A 5296-nucleotide genomic window follows, 5' to 3' on the forward strand; every position below is an offset into this window, starting at 1 on the left:
TGCGTGTTAATCTCCAAATGTGCAGGGGCAATTTTATTCATAAGACACACTGCTTCTTGCAAATTGCGTGTAATAATGATGGCACTTCTCTTGTCAATGCTTATGCGCGCGATATGCTGACGACTTAAATGTGTGAGTTTTTCCTCAATCTTCTGGGCAATTTCTCGTGCTAGATTAGAATCATCGGTAATGAGTAGGGCACTAGCCATTTCATCATGTTCGGCTTGAGAGAGCATATCAATGGCTACAGAATCTGCATTTGCACTAGAATCTGCGATGATTCCAATTTCGCTGGGTCCGGCTATCATATCAATATTTACTTCACCAAAAACTAGCTTCTTAGCAGTTGCAACGAAAATGTTGCCCGGTCCGCTGATACAATCTACCTTTTTAAAGCTTTCAGTATCTGTGTCCGATAGTAGTTTCGATTTATCTTTTATGCAAGATTGCGAATGTTTTTTAGAATCTGCATACAAAAAAGATAAAGACTCCCCCACTTCTTGTTGCCCTATGCCGTAAGCAAGCATGCCAATGGCTCCTACACCGCCAATTTTATAACATTCTGTAATATCACAAAGATGGATTGTCGCTAATAGCACATCGCTTATTTGGTTATTTGGGGTGGGTGTCGTCATGATGATTTCTTGCACCCCCGCGACTTTTGCTGGAATGGCATTCATAAGCAATGAACTTGGATAACATGCCTTGCCCCCGGGGATATAAATTCCTGCACGAGCGACAGGAAAGACCTGTATCCCTAAAAGATTATCATATTTATCATAGTGAATAAATCCTTTTGGTTTTGTGAGACTATGAAATTCATAGATTCTTTCAAATGCTATTTGCAAACTTTTTTTCAATTTAGAATCAAGCTTTTTATACGCATCCTCTGCCTTGTTTTTATCAATTTTCAAATCCTGCAAGCTGCATGGATTCCAATTATCGTATTTTCTTACCAGCTCTAAGAGAGAATCTATACCTCGTTGTTGTATATCTTGCAATGTTGCTAAAACTTCGGGGATAAGCGTTTGCATATCGCTTTGAGAACGAGCTAAAATGCTGTTAAAGTTTTGCGTAAAAGAAGAATGTGTGGTGTTAAACAGGCTAATCATTGACATTCCTTAGAATCTAAATTATGGAGAATTATAAAGAAAATTATGTGATTTTAAGACAATTCGGGGTATTTTCATTCGCTTTTTGCAACTTTACTCAAATACGATAGAATCTCAATAAAACTATAGAAAGGGTTAGAATGCTCGCAAACCTCATGCAGCCCAGTGAGATATGCTTTAAAGAATTAGAACTCTCTGACAGACAGAGTATTTGCACATATTTACGACAAGATTCTTTTATGATTTCAGATATTAGCTTTGGGAATCTTTTTATCTGGAGACTTGCGCGAAAAATTGAATTTGCCATTATTCATGAATGTTTGGTGATTAAGACAACTTATCCTAATCAAAACCCTTTCATTTTTTTTCCTATTGGAGCAGGAGATAAACTTTCATGTCTCAAGGCACTGAAACAATATTTTGATTCTCTTAATCTCCCCCTAGAACTACATTCGCTTGAAGCGAAAAGTGTTGATATATTAAATTGTGTCTTTAAAAATATAAAACCAAAGCTTAACCGTGACAGAAGCGATTATATTTATCTCACAAGCAATCTTATCAACCTTTCAGGCAGAAAATACCATAAGAAAAAAAATCATCTCAACCGTTTTTTTGAGGAATATGCGGGTTTTAATTTTGAGATGATAGATTCTTCTAATCTCTCAGAATTACAACAAACATGGAAAGTATGGGCGCAAAATCATACAGATTCTAGCTTGATTGATGAATCTCGTGGAATTAATAGTGCATTGCAGCATTATGAAGCACTCAATTTTAAGGGCGGCTTGTTGCGTTTTAATTCTAAAATTATTGCATTTAGCTTTGGTGAAGTGATTTCTCAAGAACTTTGTGTCATTCATATAGAAAAAGCAGATACTCTCTATCGTGGGGCTTATCAAGCGATTAATCAACAGTTGCTCAAGCATTGTTTTGCAGATACCAAGTATGTTAATCGCGAAGAAGATCTAGGCATTGAAGGGTTAAGAAAAGCAAAAATGTCTTATAACCCAGATATTATCTTAGAAAAATATGAAGTTATTGTAGATTCTATTGCTACACAATGATGTTAAACTCATTATATCGAATCCCATTCTCTGAAAGAGTAAAACTGCTCCTTTAAGAATCTCATTTTATAAGGATTTAAAGAAATTTGCCTTAGCTATCTTTGTTGCTTAAATTACCAAAGAAGTAACATCATCTAAAAAAGCTTTATCACATTCCAAAAACATCTCCATGAGTAGATTCTATGCGTCTATTCAGATTGGTCATAGCTTGAATTCAAGATTTTTAAATATTTGAGTAATAGATTCTAGGTTCAAGATAGGGCAATCCATTTAGCAGTGAAATCCACTTCTTTTTGTGCTAGAATATTACATATATTTTAATGTAAAGGATAGACATGGATTACAGAGTTGAACATGACACAATGGGCGAAGTAAAAGTTCCTAATGAAAAGTATTGGGGCGCACAAACACAAAGAAGTTTTGAAAATTTTAAGATTGGTATTGAAAAAATGCCAAAAGTCCTTATTTATTCTTTTGCGAACCTTAAAAAAGCATTAGCTATTACTAATAATAAACTAGGCAAGCTTGATGATGCAAAGAAAAATGCTATCACACAGGCATGCGATGAAATCATAGCAGGAAAATTTGACGATAATTTTCCTCTTGCAATTTGGCAAACAGGCTCTGGCACACAAAGCAATATGAATATGAATGAGGTTATAGCTAATCGCGCCACAGAAATCATGGGAGGAGACTTTAGAGACAAGAAATTAGTGCATCCAAATGACCATGTTAATATGAGTCAAAGCTCCAATGATACCTTTCCCACTGCGATGAGCATTGTTGCGGTTTTGCAGGTAGAAAAAAAACTTATTCCCGCTTTAGATGAGCTGATTAAAACTTTTGAATCTAAAGTCAAAGCGTTTGATTCTATCATTAAAATTGGAAGAACACATTTACAAGATGCTACCCCGCTTACTTTAGGGCAAGAATTTAGCGGATACCTTTCTATGCTGCAACACTCTAAAGAGCAAATTCTAGCAAGCCTCCCTACCTTGAGAGAGTTAGCAATAGGCGGCACTGCTGTAGGAACAGGGCTTAATGCGCATCCGCAATTAAGTGAAAAAGTTAGCGAAGAATTAAGCAACCTTACAGGCACAAAATTTGTCTCAAGCCCCAATAAATTCCATGCACTCACAAGCCATGATGCTATCAACTTTACACATGGTGCAATGAAAGGTTTAGCAGCGAATCTCATGAAAATTGCTAACGATATTCGTTGGCTTGCAAGCGGTCCTAGATGTGGATTGGGTGAGATTCTCATTCCAGAAAATGAGCCGGGAAGCTCCATTATGCCGGGTAAGGTCAATCCGACACAATGTGAATCGCTGACTATGGTGGCTGTACAAGTAATGGGCAATGATGCGGCGATTGGATTTGCAGCATCTCAAGGGAATTTTGAACTCAATGTCTATAAGCCTATGATTATTTATAATTTCTTGCAAAGTCTTGATTTACTAGCCGATGGTATGCACTCATTTAATATTCATTGCGCACAGGGCATTGAGGCAAATAAAGAAAAGATTGACTATAATCTTCATAATTCACTCATGCTTGTTACTGCGCTTAATCCGTATATTGGTTATGAAAAAGCGGCTAAAGTTGCAAAAAATGCACATAAAAAAGGCATTTCACTCAAAGAATCTTGCCTTGAATTAGGCTTTTTAAGCGAAGATGATTTCGATAAATTCGTTGTACCTGCGAATATGATTAAGCCAAAAGCATAAACCGCGTTTGAATGTTAGAAAAGTTATGGGACTAAAGAGGATAGCAATATTTAAGCGATGAGATTGTCAAGAATATTTATAACCCAGAGGGATAAGAAAGACTTAAACCTTTATCAAACTCAACTAAAATCATCTTAAAGAGCTTTGTGTTATCCATAACAAACTTAATGTAGGCGATAAGAATTTAGAATCAATCTACAATGATATGCGCCTTGCTTAGAGAGAATGTGATAGATTTGTGTAAGCTTGCACTCGAATGTGCATATAGTACGTCGGTTTAATCCACCTTAAAGCCACAGTCTCACTTTTAGAAAACTACGACATAAGAGAATTGGTTTGGCATAATGAGAGAGATGGCTTATTGGCGGGTTTATGAAAGAGCATTGATTGCTGTCAGTAAATCCTTTCAATGCGCTTTTAGTAAAGAAATATCTATTCCTTCTAACTCCAAAAGCTTCATTTTTATATCCATGCCACCTGCATAACCTACCAAACTCTGATTTGTACCAATCACACGATGACAGGGGATAATAATAGAGATAGGATTTGCCCCCACAGCTCCACCTACAGCTTGTGCAGACATTTTTGCTATGCCTCTTTCTTGAGCTATGATTTTGGCAATTTGTTTGTAGGTGGTTGTCTGTCCTTTGGGGATTTTTTGAAGTATTTGCCATACACGTAGCCTAAAAGACGTAGAATCTAGTTCTAAAGAAGGGCTAAAAGAGGGCGATTTTCCTGAAAAATAAGAATCTAGCCATGCTTTTGTTTGTCTGAAAATTTCTAGATCTTTTTGTTGAGATTGTGTTTGTAGTTTCTCAAAATGTTGTTGTGTTTGAAAATATAGACCAATAAGATTTTTTGCATTGCTCAACATAATAATACGACTGAAAGGGCATTCATAAGTATCAAAATACATTGTTACTCCTGTTTGAAATATTAGAGCGTTAATTATAAACTTAAATAGTTGAAATATTTAAGAACATAAGAATCTAGAGCCTCTTATTTTGAGTGATGGGCAAAAAATATCTTGGAACTCCTCTTTTGGAGTGATTGTCTTAATTTGTTTTGAGAATTTAATATCATTTCACGTCTTTGGAATCCACAAATGTTATATCATTTCTATATGCAATACTTACGCAAATCAATTCCACGTGATTGTGGCATAGAGGCAAGGTCCTGCAATAATCAAAACATAGGGATTTTATTGCTCTTGCTGCCTTTAATCAGAAATGTATGCTTTAGCCATCGGCTTTGTGCCTTTATTGACACACGGAATCTGTTGCATTCTTACAGAGAGGTTGTCTATTGTTGTTTGTACTTATTTCTTTGGTTTGACAAATGTAAATTATGCAAAGAAGTAAGTATGTTTTGAAATTACTGCCAAGAATCATGA

The 5296-nt window shown here is 35.9% G+C and carries 4 protein-coding genes; 2 read left to right on the top strand and 2 right to left on the bottom strand.

The features are described 5' to 3' along the window. A partial coding sequence (locus CQA44_RS11020; RefSeq protein WP_115547282.1) for a histidinol dehydrogenase occupies window positions 1-1112 on the bottom strand: 1112 nt, incomplete at its 3' end. 140 nt (window positions 1113-1252) lie between these two features. On the opposite strand from CQA44_RS11020, the gene CQA44_RS11025 reads away from it, so the two are divergent. Both CQA44_RS11025 and fumC read left to right on the top strand, forming a co-directional pair. After that, window positions 1253-2176 carry a DUF2156 domain-containing protein gene (locus CQA44_RS11025; protein WP_258865022.1) on the top strand — a complete coding sequence of 308 codons (924 nt, stop codon included), beginning with the start codon at window positions 1253-1255 and terminating at the stop codon, window positions 2174-2176. 335 nt (window positions 2177-2511) lie between these two features. Next, on the top strand, window positions 2512-3903 hold the full coding sequence (fumC, locus tag CQA44_RS11030; RefSeq protein WP_115547283.1) for a class II fumarate hydratase: 1392 nt from the start codon (window positions 2512-2514) through the stop codon (window positions 3901-3903). Between the two features lie 406 nt (window positions 3904-4309). Here the strand turns inward: fumC and CQA44_RS11035 are convergent, their stop codons facing one another. Further along, window positions 4310-4819: a methylated-DNA--[protein]-cysteine S-methyltransferase gene (locus CQA44_RS11035; protein WP_115547284.1), complete on the bottom strand. Its 510-nt coding sequence runs from the start codon at window positions 4817-4819 to the stop codon at window positions 4310-4312. Window positions 4820-5296: the final 477 nt, after the last annotated feature.

Source organism: Helicobacter sp. MIT 14-3879, assembly GCF_003364125.1.